This is a genomic window from Bacillus sp. N6, from assembly GCF_052805735.1.
Window position 1 is genome coordinate 1,963,924 of sequence record NZ_CM127843.1, and the last position, 21,556, is coordinate 1,985,479.

25 protein-coding genes are annotated in these 21,556 nt (G+C 33.6%); 18 read left to right on the plus strand and 7 right to left on the minus strand.

Annotated elements, in window-relative coordinates; all coding sequences use genetic code 11:
- The first annotated feature begins 18 nt into the window (after window positions 1-18).
- From spoIIP to ACUXVC_RS10200, 5 genes are all read left to right on the plus strand, one after another.
- A complete protein-coding gene (gene spoIIP, locus ACUXVC_RS10180; protein ID WP_307838012.1) occupies window positions 19-1,224 on the plus strand; it encodes a stage II sporulation protein P in 1,206 nt (401 codons plus the stop codon).
- Between the two features lie 90 nt (window positions 1,225-1,314).
- On the plus strand, window positions 1,315-1,905 hold the full coding sequence (locus tag ACUXVC_RS10185; protein WP_098355783.1) for a histidine phosphatase family protein: 591 nt from the start codon (window positions 1,315-1,317) through the stop codon (window positions 1,903-1,905).
- 6 nt (window positions 1,906-1,911) lie between these two features.
- On the plus strand, window positions 1,912-2,688 hold the full coding sequence (locus ACUXVC_RS10190) for a Cof-type HAD-IIB family hydrolase (RefSeq protein WP_144465428.1): 777 nt from the start codon (window positions 1,912-1,914) through the stop codon (window positions 2,686-2,688).
- 149 nt (window positions 2,689-2,837) lie between these two features.
- Entirely contained in the window at window positions 2,838-3,383 is a 546-nt protein-coding gene (locus ACUXVC_RS10195; RefSeq protein ID WP_000378333.1) for a MarR family winged helix-turn-helix transcriptional regulator, read from the plus strand.
- Between the two features lie 196 nt (window positions 3,384-3,579).
- Window positions 3,580-4,761 carry an MFS transporter gene (locus ACUXVC_RS10200; RefSeq protein ID WP_023521758.1) on the plus strand — a complete coding sequence of 394 codons (1,182 nt, stop codon included), beginning with the start codon at window positions 3,580-3,582 and terminating at the stop codon, window positions 4,759-4,761.
- 8 nt (window positions 4,762-4,769) lie between these two features.
- Here ACUXVC_RS10200 and ACUXVC_RS10205 read toward each other — a convergent pair whose 3' ends face one another.
- On the minus strand, window positions 4,770-5,231 hold the full coding sequence (locus ACUXVC_RS10205; RefSeq protein WP_000498006.1) for a DinB family protein: 462 nt from the start codon (window positions 5,229-5,231) through the stop codon (window positions 4,770-4,772).
- Between the two features lie 171 nt (window positions 5,232-5,402).
- Between ACUXVC_RS10205 and alr the strand changes: the two genes are divergently transcribed.
- Window positions 5,403-6,578, plus strand: a complete 1,176-nt coding sequence (gene alr, locus ACUXVC_RS10210; protein ID WP_002093966.1) for an alanine racemase — start codon at window positions 5,403-5,405, stop codon at window positions 6,576-6,578.
- A 20-nt stretch (window positions 6,579-6,598) separates the two neighbouring features.
- Here alr and ACUXVC_RS10215 read toward each other — a convergent pair whose 3' ends face one another.
- The 3 genes from ACUXVC_RS10215 to ACUXVC_RS10225 are packed head-to-tail and all read right to left on the minus strand — an operon-like array spanning window position 6,599 to window position 9,097.
- Window positions 6,599-7,315, minus strand: a complete 717-nt coding sequence (locus tag ACUXVC_RS10215; RefSeq protein ID WP_144465429.1) for a class I SAM-dependent methyltransferase — start codon at window positions 7,313-7,315, stop codon at window positions 6,599-6,601.
- Window positions 7,308-8,195 (minus strand): GNAT family N-acetyltransferase, encoded by an 888-nt coding sequence (locus ACUXVC_RS10220; RefSeq protein ID WP_043935483.1) that lies wholly within the window; start codon window positions 8,193-8,195, stop codon window positions 7,308-7,310. The genes ACUXVC_RS10215 and ACUXVC_RS10220 overlap by 8 nt, the downstream gene beginning before the upstream one ends.
- A gap of 23 nt (window positions 8,196-8,218) precedes the next feature.
- The gene (locus ACUXVC_RS10225; protein ID WP_144465430.1) at window positions 8,219-9,097 is read right to left on the minus strand and encodes a nitrate reductase; all 879 of its coding nucleotides are present in this window, start codon (window positions 9,095-9,097) and stop codon (window positions 8,219-8,221) included.
- A gap of 399 nt (window positions 9,098-9,496) precedes the next feature.
- Here ACUXVC_RS10225 and ACUXVC_RS10230 point away from each other — a divergent pair, with 399 nt between their 5' ends.
- Entirely contained in the window at window positions 9,497-10,705 is a 1,209-nt protein-coding gene (locus tag ACUXVC_RS10230) for a macrolide family glycosyltransferase (protein ID WP_053564676.1), read from the plus strand.
- Window positions 10,706-10,876: 171 nt separating this feature from the next.
- Entirely contained in the window at window positions 10,877-11,722 is an 846-nt protein-coding gene (locus ACUXVC_RS10235; RefSeq protein ID WP_000755126.1) for a YitT family protein, read from the plus strand.
- An 89-nt stretch (window positions 11,723-11,811) separates the two neighbouring features.
- Here ACUXVC_RS10235 and pdxR read toward each other — a convergent pair whose 3' ends face one another.
- Window positions 11,812-13,227 carry a MocR-like pyridoxine biosynthesis transcription factor PdxR gene (pdxR, locus tag ACUXVC_RS10240; RefSeq protein WP_144465431.1) on the minus strand — a complete coding sequence of 472 codons (1,416 nt, stop codon included), beginning with the start codon at window positions 13,225-13,227 and terminating at the stop codon, window positions 11,812-11,814.
- Window positions 13,228-13,356: 129 nt separating this feature from the next.
- Here pdxR and ACUXVC_RS10245 point away from each other — a divergent pair, with 129 nt between their 5' ends.
- Together ACUXVC_RS10245 and ACUXVC_RS10250 are read left to right on the plus strand one after the other, a co-directional pair.
- Window positions 13,357-13,779 (plus strand): GNAT family N-acetyltransferase, encoded by a 423-nt coding sequence (locus ACUXVC_RS10245; RefSeq protein ID WP_144465432.1) that lies wholly within the window; start codon window positions 13,357-13,359, stop codon window positions 13,777-13,779.
- A gap of 173 nt (window positions 13,780-13,952) precedes the next feature.
- On the plus strand, window positions 13,953-15,056 hold the full coding sequence (locus tag ACUXVC_RS10250) for a metallophosphoesterase (protein WP_141241081.1): 1,104 nt from the start codon (window positions 13,953-13,955) through the stop codon (window positions 15,054-15,056).
- A 53-nt stretch (window positions 15,057-15,109) separates the two neighbouring features.
- Here ACUXVC_RS10250 and ACUXVC_RS10255 read toward each other — a convergent pair whose 3' ends face one another.
- Window positions 15,110-15,736, minus strand: coding sequence for a DUF1648 domain-containing protein (locus ACUXVC_RS10255; protein WP_144465433.1), 627 nt, complete (start codon window positions 15,734-15,736; stop codon window positions 15,110-15,112).
- A gap of 136 nt (window positions 15,737-15,872) precedes the next feature.
- Between ACUXVC_RS10255 and ACUXVC_RS10260 the strand changes: the two genes are divergently transcribed.
- From ACUXVC_RS10260 to ACUXVC_RS10285, 6 genes are read left to right on the plus strand one after another with little or no spacing between them, the layout of a single operon-like run.
- Window positions 15,873-16,439, plus strand: coding sequence for a GNAT family N-acetyltransferase (locus ACUXVC_RS10260; protein WP_144465434.1), 567 nt, complete (start codon window positions 15,873-15,875; stop codon window positions 16,437-16,439).
- Between the two features lie 6 nt (window positions 16,440-16,445).
- Window positions 16,446-17,006: a 2'-5' RNA ligase family protein gene (locus ACUXVC_RS10265; RefSeq protein ID WP_098127111.1), complete on the plus strand. Its 561-nt coding sequence runs from the start codon at window positions 16,446-16,448 to the stop codon at window positions 17,004-17,006.
- Entirely contained in the window at window positions 17,003-17,488 is a 486-nt protein-coding gene (locus tag ACUXVC_RS10270; RefSeq protein ID WP_053564671.1) for a GNAT family N-acetyltransferase, read from the plus strand. Before ACUXVC_RS10265 ends, ACUXVC_RS10270 begins: the two co-directional genes overlap by 4 nt.
- A 12-nt stretch (window positions 17,489-17,500) precedes the next feature.
- Entirely contained in the window at window positions 17,501-17,866 is a 366-nt protein-coding gene (locus ACUXVC_RS10275; protein ID WP_053564670.1) for a cupin, read from the plus strand.
- Between the two features lie 3 nt (window positions 17,867-17,869).
- Window positions 17,870-18,298, plus strand: a complete 429-nt coding sequence (locus ACUXVC_RS10280; protein WP_053564669.1) for a GNAT family N-acetyltransferase — start codon at window positions 17,870-17,872, stop codon at window positions 18,296-18,298.
- Window positions 18,299-18,331: 33 nt separating this feature from the next.
- Window positions 18,332-19,213 carry a phosphotransferase family protein gene (locus ACUXVC_RS10285; RefSeq protein WP_144465435.1) on the plus strand — a complete coding sequence of 294 codons (882 nt, stop codon included), beginning with the start codon at window positions 18,332-18,334 and terminating at the stop codon, window positions 19,211-19,213.
- A gap of 25 nt (window positions 19,214-19,238) precedes the next feature.
- On the opposite strand, the gene ACUXVC_RS10290 is transcribed toward ACUXVC_RS10285, so the two are convergent.
- A complete protein-coding gene (locus tag ACUXVC_RS10290) occupies window positions 19,239-20,024 on the minus strand; it encodes a GNAT family N-acetyltransferase (protein ID WP_000984746.1) in 786 nt (261 codons plus the stop codon).
- Between the two features lie 131 nt (window positions 20,025-20,155).
- Here ACUXVC_RS10290 and ytfJ point away from each other — a divergent pair, with 131 nt between their 5' ends.
- Together ytfJ and ACUXVC_RS10300 are read left to right on the plus strand one after the other, a co-directional pair.
- Window positions 20,156-20,581: a GerW family sporulation protein gene (ytfJ, locus tag ACUXVC_RS10295; protein ID WP_000349991.1), complete on the plus strand. Its 426-nt coding sequence runs from the start codon at window positions 20,156-20,158 to the stop codon at window positions 20,579-20,581.
- A 160-nt stretch (window positions 20,582-20,741) separates the two neighbouring features.
- On the plus strand, window positions 20,742-21,518 hold the full coding sequence (locus ACUXVC_RS10300; protein WP_000014087.1) for an oxalate:formate antiporter: 777 nt from the start codon (window positions 20,742-20,744) through the stop codon (window positions 21,516-21,518).
- Window positions 21,519-21,556: the final 38 nt, after the last annotated feature.

Here is a 21,556-nt window from a genome sequence, read left to right on the forward strand (position 1 = left end):
GTGAGGAAGAGAAATGGGATACCATTTCTCTTTTTTTGTGCGTATATTCCGAAAAGCTTGTACATATCCATGTATAAAGAAGGTGATGCAGTGAAAAAGTATGCAACTCGAATACATGGGAAGAAATTAATTTCGTTACTCCTTTTATATGCGCTAATAGTAATTATAATAGCGTCGATTTTGACGTCACTTTTACATACAATGAAATCGAATTATGCAAATCAATGGTTTGGAAAAGTATCGATGCAAGGTTTTGTTCAAATGATAGAAAGTGAGAATCACTATTACGGATTTGATTATTTTAAGCAGAATAAAAGAGAGTCAGTTGGGAATTTAATGTTCTCTATTGCGACAGATTTGAAAATTAAAGATTTAAGAACATTCGTTGGTAAAGAAGTACCTGGTATGTCAAAGTATTATTCTAATATTATCGTAGCTGGGGAAGGGACAAACTTGACGAATATCCCAAATGAATCTAGTGTACCGATTGAAGAAGTAACGAAAGAACGGGAAGTAGCAAAAGATAAAGTTACAGAAGCGGAAAAGAATAATCCGGTTCAGAAAAAGAACGGAGCGAAAAAAGGTGAAAGTGCAGTATATATTTATCATACACATAGCTGGGAATCCTTCTTTCCATTATTACCAGGGGCAACTGATCCATCTAGCCCAGATGTAAATGTGTCCTTACTAGGAAAACGTATGAAGGAACAACTTGAGGGGCAAGGAATTCCAGTAATTCACGATAAAACGAATATGGGTGATTTATTAGCGAGTAAAAAGTGGGTATGGTATCAGTCATATAAAGCATCTCATGAATATGTAAAAGGAGCATTAGCACAAAATAATAAAATTGCGTTTCCGATTGATATACATCGTGATGATCAGCGTAAGAAAGTAACAACAAAAGTAATTAATGGAAAATCGTATGCAAGATTATATTTTATTATTGGGATGGAAAATGAAGGCCGTGCTGAAAATGAAAAAATTGCAAGAGCGATCAATAGTTATTTAGATGAAAACTATTACGGATTAAGTAGAGGGATTTTTCCGAAGTATAAAAAAGATGGAAATGGCGTTTATAACCAAGATCTATCGAAAAATGCGATGTTAATTGAAGTTGGTGGTGTTGATAATACGTTAGATGAATTATATAACACAATTGATGTGTTAACAGAAGCGTTTAGTAAATATTATTGGAATGATGCGGAAAAAGTGAATGGATGAGGGACGGGAGACCGTTCCTTTTTATTTTGAAATCTTAAAATGTGATATAATAGAATTTTGTGAATGTTAAATAAAGGGGGAGAGAGAAACATGCAAATACTACTAATACGCCACGGAGAATCAGAAGCTGATATTTTACATGTGCATGAAGGACGAGCTGATTTTGAGTTGACTGACAAAGGGAGACGACAAGTACAAAGACTTGTACAGAAAGTGAAAAAAGATTTTGCACCAGATTTCATTTGGGCAAGCACATTAAAACGCGCTCGCGAAACGGGTGAAACATTAGCAGAAGCAATTGGTTGTCCAATTCAATTAGAAGAGGAATTAATGGAGTTTAATAATGGAATACAAGCTGGTTTATCATTTGAAGAAGCAAAGAAATATCCAGAGCCAAAGTTTCTTCATGACCGTTTTGAAAACGGAGAGTCATTTATTGAGTTCCGAATGAGAATAGAAGGGATTTTTTCTAAAATTATGACAGAGAATACATATGATCGAATTGCGATTGTTGCCCATGGAGGCGTAATTAATAGTCTATTACGTGCATTTTTCAATATGCCAATTTCAATGGACTACTATTTCAAAATGGGAGATACGGGAATAAGTTTAATTGAAATTGAGGGTGAACAAAAAACGGTGCATTTCATTAATGATACGAATCATTTGGACGGGATGTAAAGACTTATGTACAAAGTTGCATTTTTTGATGTTGACGGTACGCTTTTAAGCGAGATTGATAGAAGTATGCACGAAAGTACAAAAGAAGCGGTACAAAGATTAATAGATAAGGGGATTCACGTAGTTGTTACAACAGGGAGACCATATAGTTTATGCTCACAATTTAAGGGGCTAGGCATAAAAACGTATATTTCTGCAAATGGTGCACATATAAAATGTGGGGAAAAAGTTATACATAAATCAGTACTTTCAAGCGAAATCGTTCATGATATTTCAAATTTTGCTGAATTACATGGTCACAGTGTTTCTTACTTTACAGAAGAATTTGCAATGAATGATATTGCCTCCAAAGATGAACGTGTCATACGAGCGTTAAATGAAACTTTAAATTTAGAGCGGTATCCTGACAAAGTTAAAAACTTGTCAGATGAGATGTATTGCATATGTCTGTATGCTGATGAAGCAGAAGCTCAAAAATTCATTGAAAGATATCCAGCACTTACGTTTGACCGTTTTCATGGTTACGTTATGAATGTATTGGAAGATAGTAAAGTATCGAAGCTAACTGCAATTCAAAAAGTATTGGAACATTTAAATATTAGTAAATCAGAAGCCATTGCTTTTGGTGATGGTGGAAATGATATTGAGATGTTGCAGTATGTAGGATTAGGAGTTGCGATGGGAAATGGTGGAGAGGAGTTGAAGAGAAGGGCTGATTTCGTTACAACGAAGGCGAGTGAAGGCGGAATTTCTTATGCCTTAAAGAAGTTGCACATTATTTAAAACTGATAGCTAGTCAGTGTGAAAAATCCTGTTTTAATAATAGGATTTTTTTGTTCAACAATGTGCTTGCAATAAAAGGAAAAATATGAGTATAATGAGAAAGTAATTAGGTAAACTAATTATTTAATGAGAAAGGAGAGTGAAGATGAATGGATTCAAGAAAAGATTCTCTTCCTTTAGGGATTGAGCCGTACGCAGAGTTAATCAAAAAGACAGCATCAGCGGAAACGGATCCAATCGCAGCAAAACTTGGTTTGTTAATGTTATGGACGTCTGATAATGTTCTTGATGCGGTTGACGTAGATTTAGCTCCGCTTGGTATTTCAGAGAGTAAATTAGATTTTTTATTATTGTTTATTTTGCGTGAAATGGAAGCGAATGGGGAAGAGGTGAACATGAGTCCTTCGGATATTGCGAGTCGATTAGGGATTACACGTGCTTCTGTCACTGGCTTATTAGATTGGATGGAGAAACGAGAGTTAATCGTAAGATTCCACCATTCTGAAGATCGAAGAAGATTAAAGGTGAAAATTACTCCGAAAGGAAAAGAACTAGTTACACATTCTTTACCAACTTTTTGGTTATCTTGCGCTTCGTTAGTTGATGGCTTTAATCAAGAAGAGCGTCAAGTTTTAGAAAAGTTATTAAATAAAATGCAAACAACTATGCAGGTGAAATTAGGAGAAGGTAGGTAAATAAGTTGATTATGAAGATCAACTTATTTATTTGGACATATAATTAACTTACCTTATTATATGCTTAACTAACTTTATTAACGGTGATAATTTTTGCTATGTAATTAAAATAAATAAGAGTTAAAGGAATGCTATTTTAGTAATTTAGAGAGTTTAAACTATTAAAAACAAATCGTAATAAGGGAGAGAGTTTATGATGGAAATAGGAAAGGAAGTAAATAGTGAAAAGAATTATACAATAATGACAGCAGTATTATGTTGGTCGGGTATGGTAGTTATGTCTAGCCTATATGTAACAATACCTTTAATCTCTCTATTTTCAAACATTTTTAATACGTCATTAGCACAATCGGCAGCTACAGGAAGTATATTTTCTGTTGGCTTTGCTATAGGGTGTTTGTTATTTGGGGCAATTTCTGATAAATATGGACGAAAAAAAGTGATTTTTATTGGATTGCTTGCACTGTCGATTGTTTCTTTTTGCTTAGGGTTTGTAGATAGTTTATTTTGGCTTGTTATTTTTAGAGGTATACAAGGGATAGCGGCAGCTACATTTTCTCCAGTAGCGCTAGCCTACGTTGTAGAAATGTTCCCAGTAGAAAGAAGGGTTACAACAATAGGATTTGTTAGTACTGGTTTTTTAGTAGCTGGAATTGTAGGGCAGGTAATAAGTACTGCTGTTAGTCAGCATTTTGGATGGCATATGGTTTTCTTTCTTCTTAGCATTGTCTATATAAGTACTGCTATATGGGTTTATTATTCTCTTCCGAAAGGAGAGACGTCTCAATCCTATACTGATATTTTGGGGCCAATTAAACAGATGGGTAAAGTTTTTACAAATAAAAGCTTAGTATTAAGCTATATAATTGCATTTGTTTTATTAATGGCTTTTGTTAATATGTATACTGTTTTAGGGAATTATTTGAGCTCTCCTACTTACAATTTAACTGCAGAACAAATTCTTTATTTTCGCTTAGCGGGGCTATTTGGTATGTTGCTGTCACCGCTTGCAGGTCGTTTAACGAAGAGGTTTGAAGTAAGAAAAGTTCTTCAGGGAGGATTGTTGATCGCTATTTTTAGTCTAAGTTCAATGGGCTTTGTTTCGTATCTATCTCTACTTGTAATGATGAGTGTCTGTTTTGTAATAGGTATTGCTATATCCGTTCCGTCTTTAGTTTCTCTTGTAGGTCAATTAGGAGGGAAAGCGAGGGGAATAGCAGTATCTATTTATACTTTTATTTTATTTTTAGGTACTAGTATAGGACCTATCATTTCTATTTATCTAATGAAAATAGGAGGGTATGCTCAAACATTTATTTTATTAGGAATGCTACTTTTTATTGGTTTTGTAGCTTCTCTATTTATAATTAATGAATAAGTGGAAAATCACTCAAATAAAGGAATGCGAGGATCTTTCATATGCTCACATAATAAAAGATGAATTTGTCCACGATGATGATAAAAGTGTGCAACGATTTCAAGTAACCATTCAAAGCGCGAATAAGAAATACCCCAATAGGCAGTCATAACTTCTGCTAATTCTATTTGGGAGTAGGAAAGAAATGTTTTGGAGAGAAGGTTGTATCCTTCAATCATCGTTTGTTGCATTTGAGCAACTGTTACGGGCGTATGTTCTATATAAAAGGTATGTAATTCTTTTTCTGGAATACCATTTAAAATGAGCAAATCAGCATGACAAATAAGAGAAAGATGTGTACACATTTCAAATAATGATCGTTTTGAGTGAATCGGTTGTATTTTTAAATCGTTTTCACTATATTGGTTAAGCATATAAATAGAAGTATCAATAGCAACTTTTAGTTGATGTAATGCAGATTGAACAAACATTGTAATTCTCCTCGTCTCCGTATATAATAGTTTCTTGAGGATATTATATCATACTCAAAATTCCGAAAATTCTAGTAGTTTGACTAGCATAATGAAAAGTATTATATTGTAAAAGGTCATATGAAACGTGAAATAGAATGGAATGCAATTATTGAGTTAGGAGTTAGACCAATGAGTTTGAAATATGGAAGAGATACAATTGTAGAAATTGACTTAAATGCTGTAAAACATAATGTAAAAGAATTTAAAAAACATGTAAATGATGAAGAAATTAAGATGATGGCTGCTGTAAAAGCGAATGGGTATGGCCATGGGGCAGTTGAAGTTGCCAAAGCTGCAATTGAAGCTGGAATAAATCAACTTGCAGTTGCATTTGTAGATGAAGCAATAGAATTAAGAGAAGCAGGAATTACTGTGCCGATTTTAATTTTAGGATACACACCAGTAGCGGCTGTAGAAGATGTAATTCAATATGACGTTATGATGACTGTTTATAGAGTAGAAGATTTACATGGTATAAATGAAATTGCAAACCGTCTTCAAAAGAAAGTACAAATTCAAGTGAAAATTGATACGGGAATGAGTCGTATCGGTTTACAAGAAGAAGAAGTTAAACCATTTTTAGAAGAATTAAACCGTATGGAGTATATAGAAGTAGTAGGGATATTTACGCATTACTCTACGGCAGATGAAATCGATAAATCATATACGAATATGCAAACAAGTTTATTTGAAAAAGCTGTTAATACAGCGAAAGAATTAGGAATTCAAATACCATATATTCATAGTTCAAATAGTGCAGGATCAATGGAATTAAGTAACACATTTCAAAATATGGTGCGCGTTGGAATAGGAGTGTACGGTATGTATCCATCAAAAGAGGTGGATCATTCAGTCGTTTCTTTACAGCCTGCGTTGTCGTTAAAATCAAAAGTGGCTCATATTAAACATGCGAAGAAAAATCGTGGTGTAAGTTATGGGAATACGTATGTAACAACTGGTGAAGAATGGATTGCGACTGTACCAATTGGTTATGCTGATGGTTATAATCGTCAATTATCTAATAAAGGCTATGCGTTAATTAACGGGGTTCGAGTACCTGTAATTGGCCGTGTTTGTATGGATCAGTTAATGTTGGATGTTTCAAAAGCGATGCCAGTACAAGTAGGAGACGAAGTAGTATTCTACGGTAAACAAGGTGAAGAAAATATCACAGTAGAAGAAATAGCGGATATGTTAAGTACAATAAACTATGAAGTTACATGTATGCTAGATAGAAGAATTCCGCGTGTTTATAAAGAAAATGACGAAACAACTGCAGTTGTAAATATATTAAGAAAAAACTGAATCATTTAGATTCAGTTTTTTTATTTTTGGCAAGTGAAAAATGCTCTATTTGTTGTACCGTACGATTGAATATTTTTAAAACCTACAGATTGTAATGCATGAGTAATTTCGTCTTTAGTGTAACATGTTTCTTTAAAAGAAAAGTCACTTCTTTTCCAAATATCATTTGTATCACGTGTAAATAATATGAAATTCATTTCTGCTTTTTTGTTTTTATTATCAAATGTAGAGTCAATCGTACAAACATATTCTTTCTCTGAAATATGAAACGAAGCAATCCAGTTTTCAAGAAATCCTTTTTCCATATTCATATCAAATGCGAATATACCCTCGTTATGTAATACGGAGTAAACGTTGTGAAACACACTTTTTAGTTCATCTAAATTCATAATATGGTTTAAACTATCACCGGCAGAGATGACGTAGTGGAATTGCTCATTTATATTGAAATAGCGAGCGTCATCGACGAAAAAGGTTGCATCTGGCGCATTTTCACGTGCATATTCAATCATTTGAGTAGAACCATCTATACCAGTTACTACAAAATTGTTATCAAGTAGTTTCCTAGTAAGATGACCAGTCCCGCAACAAAGATCTAAAATATGAGAATGTGGTTGTGCATATTGTAAAACGAGTTTTTCAAAAGCAAGATAGGAGTGTTCGGCAAAATGTCCCCAATGTTTATTATAAATAGATGCGAAAATATCGTAATCAGAATAAATAAGTTTTTTAGACATAAATATTCTCCGTGCTATTCATTAAATTATAATAGTCATGCTTCGTTTTAATTTTAAAACCACATTGTGTATATAGTTTTAAAGCATGGTTATTTTTCGTTTCGACGTCTAATTCAATTGTTGAAGTTCCTTCTGTAATAAGGGTATGTACCATATAACTAAGAATATCTTTTCCATATCCTTTACCTTGATAAGAAGGATGAACGGCGAATCCTGATAGTGTAGTAGATTGTTCTTGCTCAGTAACTGTAATTGTTCCAATAGCTTTTTCGTTAATAAGAGCACTGTAAACTTTATGAGAAGGTGAAGTCATCATTTTTTGTAACCATGTAGCCGTATTGTCTACTGAATCACCAAAAGCTTTACTAGAAATTTCAATAAGGTCAAGAAGTGATTCTGAAGCTGCAAGAGTAAGCTGTATATTACTTTCTGTTGTTTTTTGAATTTCGTTTATTTTGAACTCCATACTATATTCACTATATAAATACGGTAACTTCATATGTTTTACAAATTCATTCCCAGAAATAGAATCCCCATTGATAATAAGAAGAGCTTCATCTGCCTCTCTATTTTGTATTTCTTTCATTGCAGTTTGTAAAAGGGTAGTTCCGAAACGTTGTTTTCTAAAATGAGGATGTACAAAGCCTATTAGTTCAAGCTTTGTTGGTCTTTCGAAATCATACATATTTAAAGTGCCAATTAATTGAGTACCGTTATAAAGAAGAAAATCGTTTATATGATCTTCATTTCGATTTTTTAAAAAGTTGATATGTAAATCTGAAGAGTAATCAAGATTGTCTTGTTGCCCGCAAATATAAGCCAAATCCTTCATTTGCTGTATTTCACTTTCTGTTACAGAACGCTTTTTCTGAATATCCATTGTATACTCCCTCTCAATTGTATTTAAAAATAGGATGGGTGACTTAACCATTCCTTTAATTCCACACTACCTTGCACAGATAACAGTCGGTATAAATAACGATATGGTCGTCTACATTCTTCAAGATGAGGAATAGGCATAATTGTTTCGTAACCACTTTTAAAGGCATGTGCTTCTTTTTCGGTAAGTACATATTCTAGTCCGATAAAATCAAACTCTCGCGGGGCAACCGCGTAAGCTTCAGTATCTACTAAACCCGTAATAGTTGTACCGTCATATAAAAATTGGGTAGGGTCCATATCAAGTAAGACGAGTGTAGCTTCTTTTGGTACGGACAGGGAAGAAAGCTGTGATTCAAAGGTAGGAAAAGCGTTTTGTATGCTTTCATCATCGGAATAAAACATATTCACAAGCTCTTTACTCACGTTTAAAATATGTGATTGGAATTCATCTAGTGGAACTTGGAACGTGCCTGACGGATTTCCTATAAAATCGGCTTTAAACTTATGTATTTCTGCAAGTCCTTTTCCTAGGCTAAATAAAATAGAATCTGGTTGCTCGATAAAAGATTGAACTGTGTTACCTACTAACTTTTCGACCACCACAAATTCACGGCCATTTAAAACATGTTTTTCTAATATTGTTGGGATAGGAAGATTCGTATGTTCTTGTAGCAATGTATGTACAGTTTCTAAATGATGGACGTTCCTTGGATCAATTCCAAATAGATTTTTACATCCCCACCAAAAATTATTATTTGGTTCTTCATTCATTTTAGAAGTACGAACGATAACTTCTGTATCTTCTGTTTGAACGAGAAAAACATCACTTGCATGATCTTCATAACCTGGGTGCAAGGCCTGAACGGATAGAATAGTTGAATTGAATAGTTGTTGTAGCATGAAAAGACTCCCTTTTCTGTAAATTCTATAAATTTATTATATAACAGATGATGTGTTATGAGGATAAAGATAAAAAGATTGAAAGCATAGTTACATTTATAGCGAAAATTCATTAAAAACATTATATTTCTACATTTTTGTGTGAATTGTCTAAAAAATATAGTAGTAAGACTTGAATGTAAGACTCATATCTTTAAATCTATGAAGAGTAAAAGTAAAATTAAGCATTCATTTATAAGATTGTGAATCACAATAATGTAGACTATAGAAAATATTTCTCAATAATAAAATGAAGAGAAAAGCATGAAGAAGTAGAATGCATTCATTTATAATAGACTTAAATTAATTAATATAATTAATTGTTAACTTTATAAGATTGACTGGATAGGAGAGAATATTATGGCAAATGTACTCGTAATAAATTTCCCTGGGGAAGGTCATATTAATCCGACTTTAGCTATTGTAAGTGAGTTAATCCAACGAGGAGAAACAGTTGTTTCGTATTGTATTGAAGATTATAGAAAGAAGATTGAAGCAACAGGTGCAGAATTCCGAGTGTTTGAGAATTTTCTCTCTCAAATTAATATTATGGAACGAGTAAATGAAGGTGGGAGCCCTTTGACGATGCTATCTCATATGATTGAAGCATCAGAGCGTATTGTTACTCAAATTGTAGAAGAAACAAAAGAGGAAAAATATGATTATTTAATATATGATAATCATTTTCCAGTAGGACGTATTATAGCGAATATTTTACAATTACCAAGCGTTTCATCTTGTACAACGTTTGCTGTTAATCAGTACATTAATTTTCATGATGGGCAAGAATCGAGACAAGTAGACGAAATGAATCCATTATATCAATCTTGTTTAGCGGGAATGGAAAGATGGAATAAGCAGTATGGAATGAAATGTAATAGTATGTATGATATTATGAACCATCCTGGTGATATTACGATTGTATATACTTCAAAAGAATATCAGCCGCGTTCAGATTTATTTGATGAATCGTATAAATTTGTAGGTCCATCAGTTGCTACTCGAAAAGAAGTGGGGAGTTTTCCTACCGAAGATTTAAAAAATGAAAAAGTGATTTTCATTTCTATGGGAACAGTTTTTAATGAACAACCTGCTTTGTATGAAAAATGTTTTGAAGCGTTTAAAGATGTAGATGCGACAGTCGTATTAGTCGTTGGTAAGAAGATAAATATAAGTCAATTTGAAAATATCCCGAAAAACTTTAAGTTGTATAATTATGTCCCGCAATTAGAAGTTTTACAGCATGCTGATGTATTCGTGACACATGGTGGTATGAATAGTTCGAGTGAAGCGTTATATTACGGTGTTCCATTAGTTGTAATTCCGGTAACAGGAGATCAGCCATTCGTTGCAAAACGATTGATTGAAGTAGGGGCAGGCATAACACTTAATCGTAACGAGTTAACTTCTGAATTGTTACGTGAGACTGTAAAGAAAGTAATGGATGATGTGACGTTTAAGGAAAATAGTCGTAAAGTGGGAGAGTCGCTTAGAAATGCTGGTGGATATCAAAGGGCAGTTGAGGAAATATTTGAATTAAAAATGAAGCCGTACGTAAAGATTAAATAGATGTTAGAAACACACTTACTTTTAATTTGTAAGTGTGTTTCTAGTATTACGTGTTACATAAAAATAGCGATAAAGGTGAAACTTTTTTGTATATAAATCGATACCTTTGAATTAGTAGTAAAATTACGTTAAAATAATACTAAGAAAATATATAAGTTTTGGGGGTAATGAATGAAGAAAGTATTTGAATACGTATTATTAACAATTGGCTCAATTATAGTAGCAGGTTCATTAGAGCTTATTTTAGCACCTAATGGATTAGTAGATGGCGGGGTAACGGCTATTGCTATTATGGCAAATAAAGTCGCAGGATTGCCGCTTTATGGTGTGTTCTTAGGAATTAATATCCCAATTTTATTATTTACTGCAAAAGTAATGGGAAAGAAATTTTTTATCCGTACATCTTATGCGAATGTAGTTACAACACTCGGATTAATTTATTTAAAACCATTTCCAGCAATTACGACTTCTGAGTTATTAATTGTACTTTATGGTGGAGTGCTGTTCGGAATTGGTGTTGGGATTGTTGTTAAAATGGGTGGAGCAATTGACGGTTCGGAAATGTTAGCAGTTTGGATGAATAAACACTTTAATGTACCGATTAGTACATTTTTACTTGCAGTAAATGCAGTTATTTTCATCTTTGTTGCCATTTTATTTTCAATCGAACAAGCGATGTTCTCATTAGCCATTTTCTATATTGTTACGAAAATGATTGATTTTATATTAGATGGTATAAATCAAGGTAAGAGCGTTATGATTATTTCTGGTAAGAATAAAGAAATAGGCGATTTACTTATGAAAGAATTGCAACTATCTGTTACGTATCTACATGGAGAAGGTGGTTTTTTAGGGGAGCATAAGAGAATCATTTATTGTATTACAAACCGATTCATTTATCCGAAAATGAAAGATCTCGTTCTCTCTGTAGATCCAACCGCTATAATTGAAGCTTCTTATTCAACAGAAACGACTGGTGTGAAACGTCCGGGAAGGAAAGCTAGGTCAGGTGAATAACTAGCAGAAGGCTGTCCAAAAAGTTATTTTGGAACAGCCTTCTTTTTTATTTTGTTGAATTGTTAGTATGTTACAAGTTAAACCCACTGTTAACAAGTTTCCTTGCAACTAGGGAACCAAGCGTTTTTCAATAATATAGCCAACGTTTCAATTTTATTTTCTGGAATGCTACCAAAACCGAGTAATACGTATGATTCCTTACGTAAATCATTCACGAAATCATATGGAGAAAGCGGATATAATTTAACGCTTTGTTTTTTAGCGGATTCAATCAGTTCGTTTTCATTCATACTGTTATGGACACATAAAACAATATGAAGTCCGGACTGTTCGCCAAGAATTTGAACATTAGCCCCCATTTCTTTCATAATGGATTTTACTAACGCATGATGTTTTCTTTTATATAGTGTACGACTCCGGTTAAGATGACGTTCCCAATTCCCGCTTTGTATAAAGTTAGCAAAAGCAAGTTGTTGTATTGTAGCGACTGTTTGTTTAAAAATTCCATGCAGTTCTTGATATGTTTTTAAAAGATGTGGTGGTAAAACAACATATCCCATTCGTAAAGAAGGTAAAAAAGATTTTGAGAAAGTCCCCATATAAATAACGCGTTCATTTGAATCAAGACTTTGCAAAGAAGGAATCGGCTTGCCAGCGTAGCGAAACTCACCGTCATAGTCATCTTCAATAATGTATCCGCTGCAATCATTAGCCCACTTTAACAATTCTGTTCTTCTAGATAAAGGCATAATAATCCCGAGTGGAAATTGGTGTGATGGTGTAACATATGCGACATTGGCATTTGTATTATATAAGCTAGAAATATCAATACCTTTTTCATCCAATGGTATGGGATGAATTTGTCTATCACAGCTTTTAATGATTGCGTGTATACGGTGAAATCCAGGGTTTTCAATGCCGTATTCTTTTGTAGGGCCAAGCAGTTGAAGTAGTAGCCAGAGAAGTGGCTGCGTTCCGGCACCGATCACAATTTGATCAGGTGAAGAATGTACACCGCGAGAATGATATAAATATGTTGATATATGCTCTCGAAGAGCGAATTCACCTTGAGGATCTTCTTTGGCAAATAGTGCATTTTCGTATGTAAGTATGGATTCTTGTAATGCTCGTTTCCAATTTGTAATCGGAAATGCATTTTGATCAATAAGCCCTTGGCTACAATCATATTCAAATTTTTCGTCTATCAAATTGTTCGTCTTCTTTGCTGCATTTCGTTTTTTATTTGGGATAACGTCAATATCGAAATTTGCTACAAAAATACCACGTTTCGGTTTACTTTCTACATAACCTTCAGCTAATAATTGTTGATAAGCTGATTCAACAGTGATGCGGCTAATATTAAGTTGTGATGCTAAATTTCTGTGTGAGGGTAGACGTGTGCCAACAGAAATACTCCCTTGTATAATTTCAGCTTTTATATAGTCGTAAATTTGCAAGTAAATAGGTGTGTTACTTTGTAATTGCAATGGGATAGTAAAATCCATATAAAGCTCTCCTTTAAAACTGGCCTTATAAAAAATACTTAAACTGTCACTTAAGTAAAGGGCAGTTACTTTCTATAATAATGATATAACATTTAGAAAATTAAATAAATAGTTAGAGGAGAGTTAAAAATGAATGTTAAAGAAGTAGTAACAGAAGAGCAATTACATGAAGTATTACCTGTTTTACAGCAATTAAGAACGAAACTTTCAAAAGAGGAAACAAGCTCTTTATTTCGAAATATGAAAGAAGAAAATTATAAACTATTTTCGCTGCGTAATGAGGAGGATGAAGTTGTTAGCCTTGCAGGTGTAGCGATTTGTACGAACTTTTATAATAAGAAGCACGTTTTCGTATATGACCTTGTAACGGCAGACGCACATCGTTCAAAAGGACATGGAAATGTATTACTTTCGTATATAGAGAACTGGGGAAAGGAAAACAGATGTGAATCTATCGTCCTCACATCAGCATTTGCAAGAATTGATGCGCATCGTTTTTATGAAAGAGAAGGGTATGATAAAGTGAGTTATTCTTTTCATAAAGAATTATAAACAATAAGAAGAAGTTGTCCCGCAAAAGTTGGGAACAGCTTCTTCTTATTGTTTAAGTTATTATTAAACCGTAAATAGGTTGTAAGTTATGGTATATGTATTTGAAAAGGTTATATAGTGTATTTTGTCGAATTATTTTAATTTAATAAAGAGAATGATTGGAGCGCTTATACTTGAAGAAAATAAAGAAACTATCAATCCCTAATGATGCTAGAGTTATCGTCATATCTGATATTCATGGAGAATTAAATCTTTTAAAAGAAGCACTACATAAAGTTAACTTTAAAGATGAAGATTATTTAATTATTAATGGAGATCTTTGCGAGAAAGGACGAGATAGCGTAGGCGTAGTAAACTATGTTATGAATCTTGTAAAGAACAATTCAAAGGTTCACGTTGTTGAAGGAAATTGTGAAGTTTTAGTTGATGCTCTTCTAAATGAAAATCCTCGTCTTATTAATTATTTATGTACGAGAAAGCATTCGATTTTTAATGAATGGCTAGAGCAATTGGATTTTTCAGTTCATGAAGGCACTTCAATTCGTGAAGTGAGAGAAGCATTGCAAAGTGAATTTTCACAAGAAATACATTGGCTAACGGAGTTACCGACAGCGATTGAAACAGAAGATTATATTTTTGTGCATGCCGGGCTAGAAGATAGAGTAGATTGGAAAGAAACAGAGCGCAAAAATGCGATAGCAATGCCAGAGTTTTTTAATAAATCACATAAAGCAAATAAGTATGTAATAGTTGGTCATTGGCCTGTCGTGAACTATTCTGAAGAAGCACCGTCTAACAATCCAGTTATTGATGAGGAGAAAAAAATTATTGCAATAGATGGAGGAAATGCAATTAAAGAAGCAGGACAATTAAATGCATTTATCATTCAGAGGAAACAAACGGGCGATACGTTTTCTTATACATATGTAGACTATTTTCCAGGGTACGAAGTAATAGCGGATTTTAATGCGAATTCAGAAATGCAGGGCGGAGTGACATATCCGTATTATTACATAGAGCCTATCGAGAAGATGCAAGATTACACAATATGTAAGCAAAAGGAAACAAATAAATTACTCACTGTAAAAAATGAATACATGAAACAACTTGAGTCAGGTGAATATACAGTGAAAACTGATATTTCTTGTGCGCAAATAAGCGTTAGAAAAGGAAATATCGTTTCTCTCATTGATGGTAGTTGTTCAGGATATGATTTAATTAAAAAAGATGGTGTAGAGGGGTGGATAGAGAAAGGCATTTTGCTTGAGCTGAAATAGGAGGGATGTAACCTCCTATTTTTTATTGCCTATTTTGCGCCTTCGTACTTCAATTAACCTTTTAAATTAGTGGACTGCCTGCTGTCTTTAATAAGTAAATAAATCGTACTCGGTAGAATGATAAGCGTCATTCCTAAAATAATCGCTAGTATACCATAACCTCTATACGGAGCAGAAACGATAAACGGAAGTATCGAAAAAAAAATACCTGCTATCATCATTGAAATACTACTAATATTTGAAGCTCTTTTTTCGAGGTACTTATCATTCCATTCTAATGAAACGGTTGATTTAGTCGTATCAATTTTGGAACTGAAATAACCTATTAATATAAATAAAAGCCCTAATGCTAAAAATATGAAATGATCAAGAGGAAGTGAAAAGCCAAGAGCGATGAGGGCAATGACAATATCGACAAAAAATAAGAATAGTAACATTGTGTTGCCGATCCAATGGAGAAATTTCTGGTTACTCGCTGCTTTAGATAAAGCTAAAAATACAAAGAATAAGAAGGAACATATAATTATATTTACGATTACAAAAGTGCTTTTATCCATTGTTGATGTAGGCGTTCCATTGAAGTCCCATTTCGTAACAATATTTGATGGTAAGAAGAAATATAGAATAATATTTGTCGTAATAATAGTGAGAAATAAAGCAATACTAAATTGATTATTCATTGAATCACCAGCTTTCTAAATCAATAATTGGTATCTTATAACAAAATTATACAATATAATATATGATATTGGTTTTGATTTTTCTGAAAAAACATTATAATTATATATGAAATAAAGGTGAATGCAGGAGGGAATTATGCAAAACGTTGTATTAAAGGGGAAGAAAGTTACAATTCGTACAATAGAAGAATCGGATATAGAAACATTATGGAATATCATATTTAAAGAAGAAAGCTCAGAATGGAAGAAATGGGATGCGCCATATTTCCCGTTCTCAATGCAAGAATACTCTTCCTATAAAGAGAAGATGCAAACTCGTTTGAAAGAAGAACCACTGTCAAATTTAATTATAGAAAATAACGGTCAAATCATTGGGACAGTCGGGTTTTATTGGGAATATAAACCGACGCGTTGGTTAGAGATGGGGCTTGTGATTTATGATCCAACATACTGGAATGGTGGATACGGTACAGAAACATTGATATTATATAGAGATTTGCTATTTGAAAAAATGGAGATTGGTAGAGTAGGAATCACGACTTGGTCTGGCAATGAACGAATGATGAAAGTAGCGGAGAAAATAGGAATGAGCTTAGAAGGTAGAATGCGAAAGTGTCGTTATTATAAAGGAACATACTATGATTCTATTCGAATGGGAATGATTCGTGAAGAATGGGAAGCACTATGTGTAACGAAGGGGTGAGAAAGATTGTACGCTATTATTGCTACATTTGATCGTGTATTTACTAATAAAATTACAGAACTGCAAAATGAATTAACGAATATGATGGGAACAAATCAATTAGCTGGAGTAGAACCTCATATTACGATTGCGGATTATAATGAGTTAGATGTTCATTTGTATACGGAGAAACTAGGGGAGTTTGTAGCTATTCAAGAAAATATGGACGCAGTAACTTTTCCTTCTGTTGGAATTTTTCCTACTAATGGAACGGTCTTTCTAGCACCGATTGTTACCGATGAATTGTTAAAACTTCATCATTCTTATCATGATTATTTTAAAAATTTTCATGACAATCCAAATTCATATTACGTACCGGGAAAATGGGTTCCGCATTGTACGATTGCAAATAGATTACATACAAAGCATTTTTTAAGTGTAATGGAATATATTTATGAAAAATTTGATTTTGCAACAGCTTCAATTGAGAAATTAAAATTAATTAAGGTGAATTATAAAAATGGTTCTGCCATTTCTTCTAGTATATTAGCAGAATATAATTTAAAGAGAATGGAGACATCGAGATGACATATATAATTAGAGAAATGAAGCAAGAAGATATTCAGGCTGTACAATCAGTAGCGAAAATAGCTTGGCATGATACATATGAAGGCATTATTCCAAGAGAAATTCAAGACAGTTTTTTAGACGAGGCATATTCTGATGAAAAAATGAAATATCGTCTTAAAAATACACATTTATTCGTTGCGGAAGAAGAGGGAGAAGTAATAGGATTTGCTAACTTTTCACCTGTTAGACTACAAAATGAAGCGGAATTAGGTGCGATTTATTTGTTACCAGATCAGCAAGGAAAAGGGATCGGAAGTGCTTTATTACAAAGAGGGATTAAGGAATTAAATGGGATACGTAAATTGTACATACATGTAGAAGCAGCAAATGAAAAAGGAAAACGCTTTTATGAAGCGAAAGGTTTTGCTGAATTAGAGCAATTTGAAGAAGACTTTGAAGGACATATGATGCAGACAGTAAGGATGGTTTTATACGTATAAGGAGGACTAGCAATGAAAATTTTTGATTTTAGTGAAAAAGTAGGAAAGCACATATCAGTATTTCAATCTAATTTCATAATGTCGAAAATAGTAAACCATCAAGGAAATGTACATATCGGTGCTATGCATTTACACGAGAATGGAATCATCGGTAATCATGAAGCAGTTGTATCTCAACTGCTTCTTATTGTGGACGGAGCAGGATATGTATGTGGGGCAAATAAAAAAAAGATAAAGGTAGAGGCGGGACAAGCTGTGTTTTGGGAGAAGGGAGAGCTCCATGAAACAAGTACAGAACAAGGATTAACGGCAATTGTTATGGAAGCGGAGAATCTTGAACAAGGGATAGTAATGCCTATTATTCAAGGGGAGTTGTGAAAAATGATAATTAAGGCGAATCAAGAAGATACCAATGAAATATTAAAATATGCGGCGCAATCGCTTTTTGAAGGGACGAGAGGGAATTGTCAATTAAGTACCGAGAAAGCGATTGAAATTACAAAGCCGATTGTAGAAAAAGGAGCATATTATTTAATCGTTAAAGAAGCAAATAAAGTAATGGGATGGATATTAATAGGGGAAAATACAGACTATTTTTCTCGTGAAAAACTTGGATTTATATATGAATTGTACGTTTTCCCAGAATATCGCGGGAGAGGATTATCGCGAGAACTGATGGAAGCTGGTATTAAGGAATTAAAGGAGAAATATTCAGAAATTAGGCTGAATGTATTTACTGGGAATTTTGCAAAAGAGATGTACGAAGAGTTTGGGTTTGTTGAAAGGCAGGTAATTATGACTTTGAAGTGAGTATAATAGTCTGAATGAGGGAAGCGAGAAAGCATGAGAAAAGAAAATGAGTATGTAGCGTATTTACAAAGTGTGTATCCTGAACTACAAATAAAATCGGCACATGTAAATGAAATTGGCCAAAATAATGATGTTTTAATTATAAATGTTAATATAGTATTTCGTTTTCCGAAATATGAAAAAGGTATTCAAAAACTTCGAGTAGAAACAAAGTTACTGGAGAAAATACGACCATTTATTACGATCCAAATTCCTGATCCAAGTTATCAAAGATTGCAAGATGAAGTGCTAGGAAAAGTATTTGCAGGATATGAAATGATTGAAGGGGAACCGTTTTGGAAAAATACTTTTACGGGAATAAATGATGAAAAGCAATTACAGAAACTTGCGTGCACATTGGCGGGATTTTTAAAAGAATTGCATGAAATTCCGTTATCCACATTTGAAGGTATTATGCAAAATGATAGTGCTGATATATATGCAGAAACAAATAGTTTATATAGTCAATTAAAAGATTATGTTTATCCATACATGAGAGAAGAGGCAAAAAGAGAAGTTTCACTATCTTTTGAAACGTATTTAAATGAAGAGAGCCATTTTAATTTTACACCGAGTCTTGTTCATGGGGATTTTGGCATGACAAACATCTTATATAGTGCAACAAAAAAGGATATTTCAGGGGTCATAGATTTTGGTGGTGCGAGCATTGGAGATCCTGCTTATGATTTTGCAGGTATATTAGCTAGTTATGGAGGAGAGTTTTTACAACTATTTGCAGCACATTCTCCTAATTTAGAAGCAGTAAGGGAACGAATGTATTTTTACAAAAGTACATTTGCTCTTCAAGAAGCATTATTTGGTGTACTAAATAATGATAAGAAAGCCTTTGAAGCTGGAATAGCACAGTATGTATAAAAGCCGATTTTAAATCGGCTTTTAATTATCGATACATCGTCCACATCCCAATATCTTTAAACCCTAATCGTTTGTAAATACGTCCAGCAGCTGGATTGTTATAAAACAAACAAAGCGTTCGGCCTTCATTCGTAAAGTCTTGAATCATTTTTTGTAATATGAGCGAAGCGTATCCGCTTCCGCGATAATTCGGATGTGTACATACGCCAACTACCATAGCGGATAATGAATTTTCAGCGGAAGTAGAGGCGGATGCAATAATAGCACCGTCTTTTTCAATATAATATGTGCGTCCTGTATTTGTTTTGAGAGCTTGTCTTAATATTTTCTCTGATTCATTAGCAACTGGAAATTCAGCAATGTTACCTCGCAATTGCATAATTCGCTCTACATCATCTAGTGTGGCAAGTTTAATTGTTTCTTGGATAGGCGTGCTAGGTAAGTTGTTGTCATTTAGACATTCGCAAAAATACATTTCATTTTTGGCGCCTAATTGTAGACTTGGAGAAGTTTCAAACCTTTCTACAATAGTTGACTTGCCAGAGAGTTTAAGCGGTTTATATGCGGAAAGAAGTGCCTCATAATCAAGGGTAACAAAGTCTTCTTTACTATATGGTATAAATGAATCGTGGAATCGGAGTAGAATTGATTTTAATGTCCCATTCTCTTTAAATACTCCCCATAATTCTTGGAAATCTGTGTCATAACCGAAAGCTTCAATATCTCCAATAATAAACAAGTTAATGGCTGCTTCTTCTTTTAGATAAGCGAATACTTGTTCATGATCTTTCTTTGTTAATTTTCGCATCATAAAGAATCGACCTCTTTTTTATTTTTCTAAATATTACAACTTAAGTTTTTTGAAATCAATATAAAATTTTATGTTTAGTTCACAAACTTTCGGAAAAACTAGGAAAGATATGACAAAGGAGGTTATGAACGGTGGATCATCCAATTCAAGGGTTAATGAAAGCAGCAATGGAAAATTTAAAAGAAATGGTTGATGTAAATACGATTGTTGGAGAGCCTGTTCAAACGGCTGACGGTGGTGTGGTGTTAACGGTTTCTAAAGTAGCGTTCGGTTTTGGAGCAGGAGGTTCTGATTTCCAAACGAATGATGGACAAAGAGCGAACGGTAACCCTGCATTTGGTGGCGGTAGCGCGGGTGGTGTTTCGATTACACCAGTAGCATTTCTTGTGGTGAATAAAGATGGAGTAAATATTCTTCATTTACAAAATGCGACACATTTAGCAGAAAAAATGATTGAATTAGCTCCACAAACAATTGATAAAATTCAATCGATGTTCCAAAAAGAAGAAAAGAAAGAGGGAAATCATCATCCTCAAAACCCTGATGAAATCCTTTAAAAACGCCTGCTTATGAGCAGGCGTTTTTTCTTGTAATCACTATGTAATAAAACACATGAAATTGTAAATAGTTTTTGAAGTTTTTTCTATGTTTCTAAAATTTTTCATGTTAAAATATGCTATAGAATTGAAACATATAAAACGAAGGTGGCTAGGTGCTTTGTCTGGAGGATCTGACCAAGTAAAGAATATGATATATATTAATGGTAATCGTCGAGGTCATTGTTTTATTACATCAGGAATTACGTTTAAAGAGTTTGCGAGTAACATCCCTTCACCGCTTCATCAAGTGTTGCTTTTGAAGCACAACTTTGAATGGACGGATTTTCATTATCATACTTTATTTGAATATGTTGAGGAAGAAAATATACATAAGTTAATTCAAGCAGAGATTGATGAATTTGATGAATTTTGTTGGGTAGATTTTGATGATGCAAGCGATTTAGATGAATTAGAGCCGAAAGAAATTGCAGAATTATTATATTTGGCTCACAAAAAAGAACCACTTGCAAGAACATTCTTTCCGTTACTGAAAAATAGATTTGTTTATTTTTCACATGATGACGGATGGTACAACAAAGTGTATTATCGTAGAATTGCCGATTTTGTAGGAATGTTAAGTAAAGTCATTCCGTATAAACTCGGTGCTTTCGGTAAGAAACGTTTTTCTTTCTTCCAAAAATCAAAAATTTTCCCAGCAATTTCAAAAGAATTGATTATGGGACTTATTCCACTAATGGAAGATGGTCTTTACATAGATCTAGCAGGGAAGATTGAGTCAAGAAGAGGTCTTGAAATTCCGGTATATGTAGTTGGTTCGTATGAAAGTACGGATGAGGTGCTAGATAATATCGATGAATTGAAAGAGGAAGCAACAGAAACAGGTTGGCTCATTTTTGATAAGAAAGAACAAGAGTGGCAATGGGTTGTTGACTAAGAAAACTTGGCGCATGAAGTCAAGTTTTCTTGTCATTT

Coding starts and splice junctions, on each gene's coding strand:
- ACUXVC_RS10200 (WP_023521758.1), top strand. CDS start 3,580: ATGGAAATAGGAAAGGAAGTAAATAGTGAAAAGAATTATACAATAATG.
- ACUXVC_RS10225 (WP_144465430.1), bottom strand. CDS start 9,097: ATGCTACAACAACTATTCAATTCAACTATTCTATCCGTTCAGGCCTTG.
- alr (WP_002093966.1), top strand. CDS start 5,403: ATGAGTTTGAAATATGGAAGAGATACAATTGTAGAAATTGACTTAAAT.
- ACUXVC_RS10260 (WP_144465434.1), top strand. CDS start 15,873: ATGCAAAACGTTGTATTAAAGGGGAAGAAAGTTACAATTCGTACAATA.
- ACUXVC_RS10185 (WP_098355783.1), top strand. CDS start 1,315: ATGCAAATACTACTAATACGCCACGGAGAATCAGAAGCTGATATTTTA.
- ACUXVC_RS10270 (WP_053564671.1), top strand. CDS start 17,003: ATGACATATATAATTAGAGAAATGAAGCAAGAAGATATTCAGGCTGTA.
- ACUXVC_RS10285 (WP_144465435.1), top strand. CDS start 18,332: ATGAGAAAAGAAAATGAGTATGTAGCGTATTTACAAAGTGTGTATCCT.
- pdxR (WP_144465431.1), bottom strand. CDS start 13,227: ATGGATTTTACTATCCCATTGCAATTACAAAGTAACACACCTATTTAC.
- ACUXVC_RS10230 (WP_053564676.1), top strand. CDS start 9,497: ATGGCAAATGTACTCGTAATAAATTTCCCTGGGGAAGGTCATATTAAT.
- ACUXVC_RS10245 (WP_144465432.1), top strand. CDS start 13,357: ATGAATGTTAAAGAAGTAGTAACAGAAGAGCAATTACATGAAGTATTA.
- ACUXVC_RS10215 (WP_144465429.1), bottom strand. CDS start 7,315: ATGTCTAAAAAACTTATTTATTCTGATTACGATATTTTCGCATCTATT.
- ACUXVC_RS10195 (WP_000378333.1), top strand. CDS start 2,838: ATGGATTCAAGAAAAGATTCTCTTCCTTTAGGGATTGAGCCGTACGCA.
- ACUXVC_RS10235 (WP_000755126.1), top strand. CDS start 10,877: ATGAAGAAAGTATTTGAATACGTATTATTAACAATTGGCTCAATTATA.
- ACUXVC_RS10205 (WP_000498006.1), bottom strand. CDS start 5,231: ATGTTTGTTCAATCTGCATTACATCAACTAAAAGTTGCTATTGATACT.
- ACUXVC_RS10220 (WP_043935483.1), bottom strand. CDS start 8,195: ATGGATATTCAGAAAAAGCGTTCTGTAACAGAAAGTGAAATACAGCAA.
- ACUXVC_RS10280 (WP_053564669.1), top strand. CDS start 17,870: ATGATAATTAAGGCGAATCAAGAAGATACCAATGAAATATTAAAATAT.
- ACUXVC_RS10290 (WP_000984746.1), bottom strand. CDS start 20,024: ATGATGCGAAAATTAACAAAGAAAGATCATGAACAAGTATTCGCTTAT.
- ACUXVC_RS10190 (WP_144465428.1), top strand. CDS start 1,912: ATGTACAAAGTTGCATTTTTTGATGTTGACGGTACGCTTTTAAGCGAG.
- ACUXVC_RS10275 (WP_053564670.1), top strand. CDS start 17,501: ATGAAAATTTTTGATTTTAGTGAAAAAGTAGGAAAGCACATATCAGTA.
- ACUXVC_RS10255 (WP_144465433.1), bottom strand. CDS start 15,736: ATGAATAATCAATTTAGTATTGCTTTATTTCTCACTATTATTACGACA.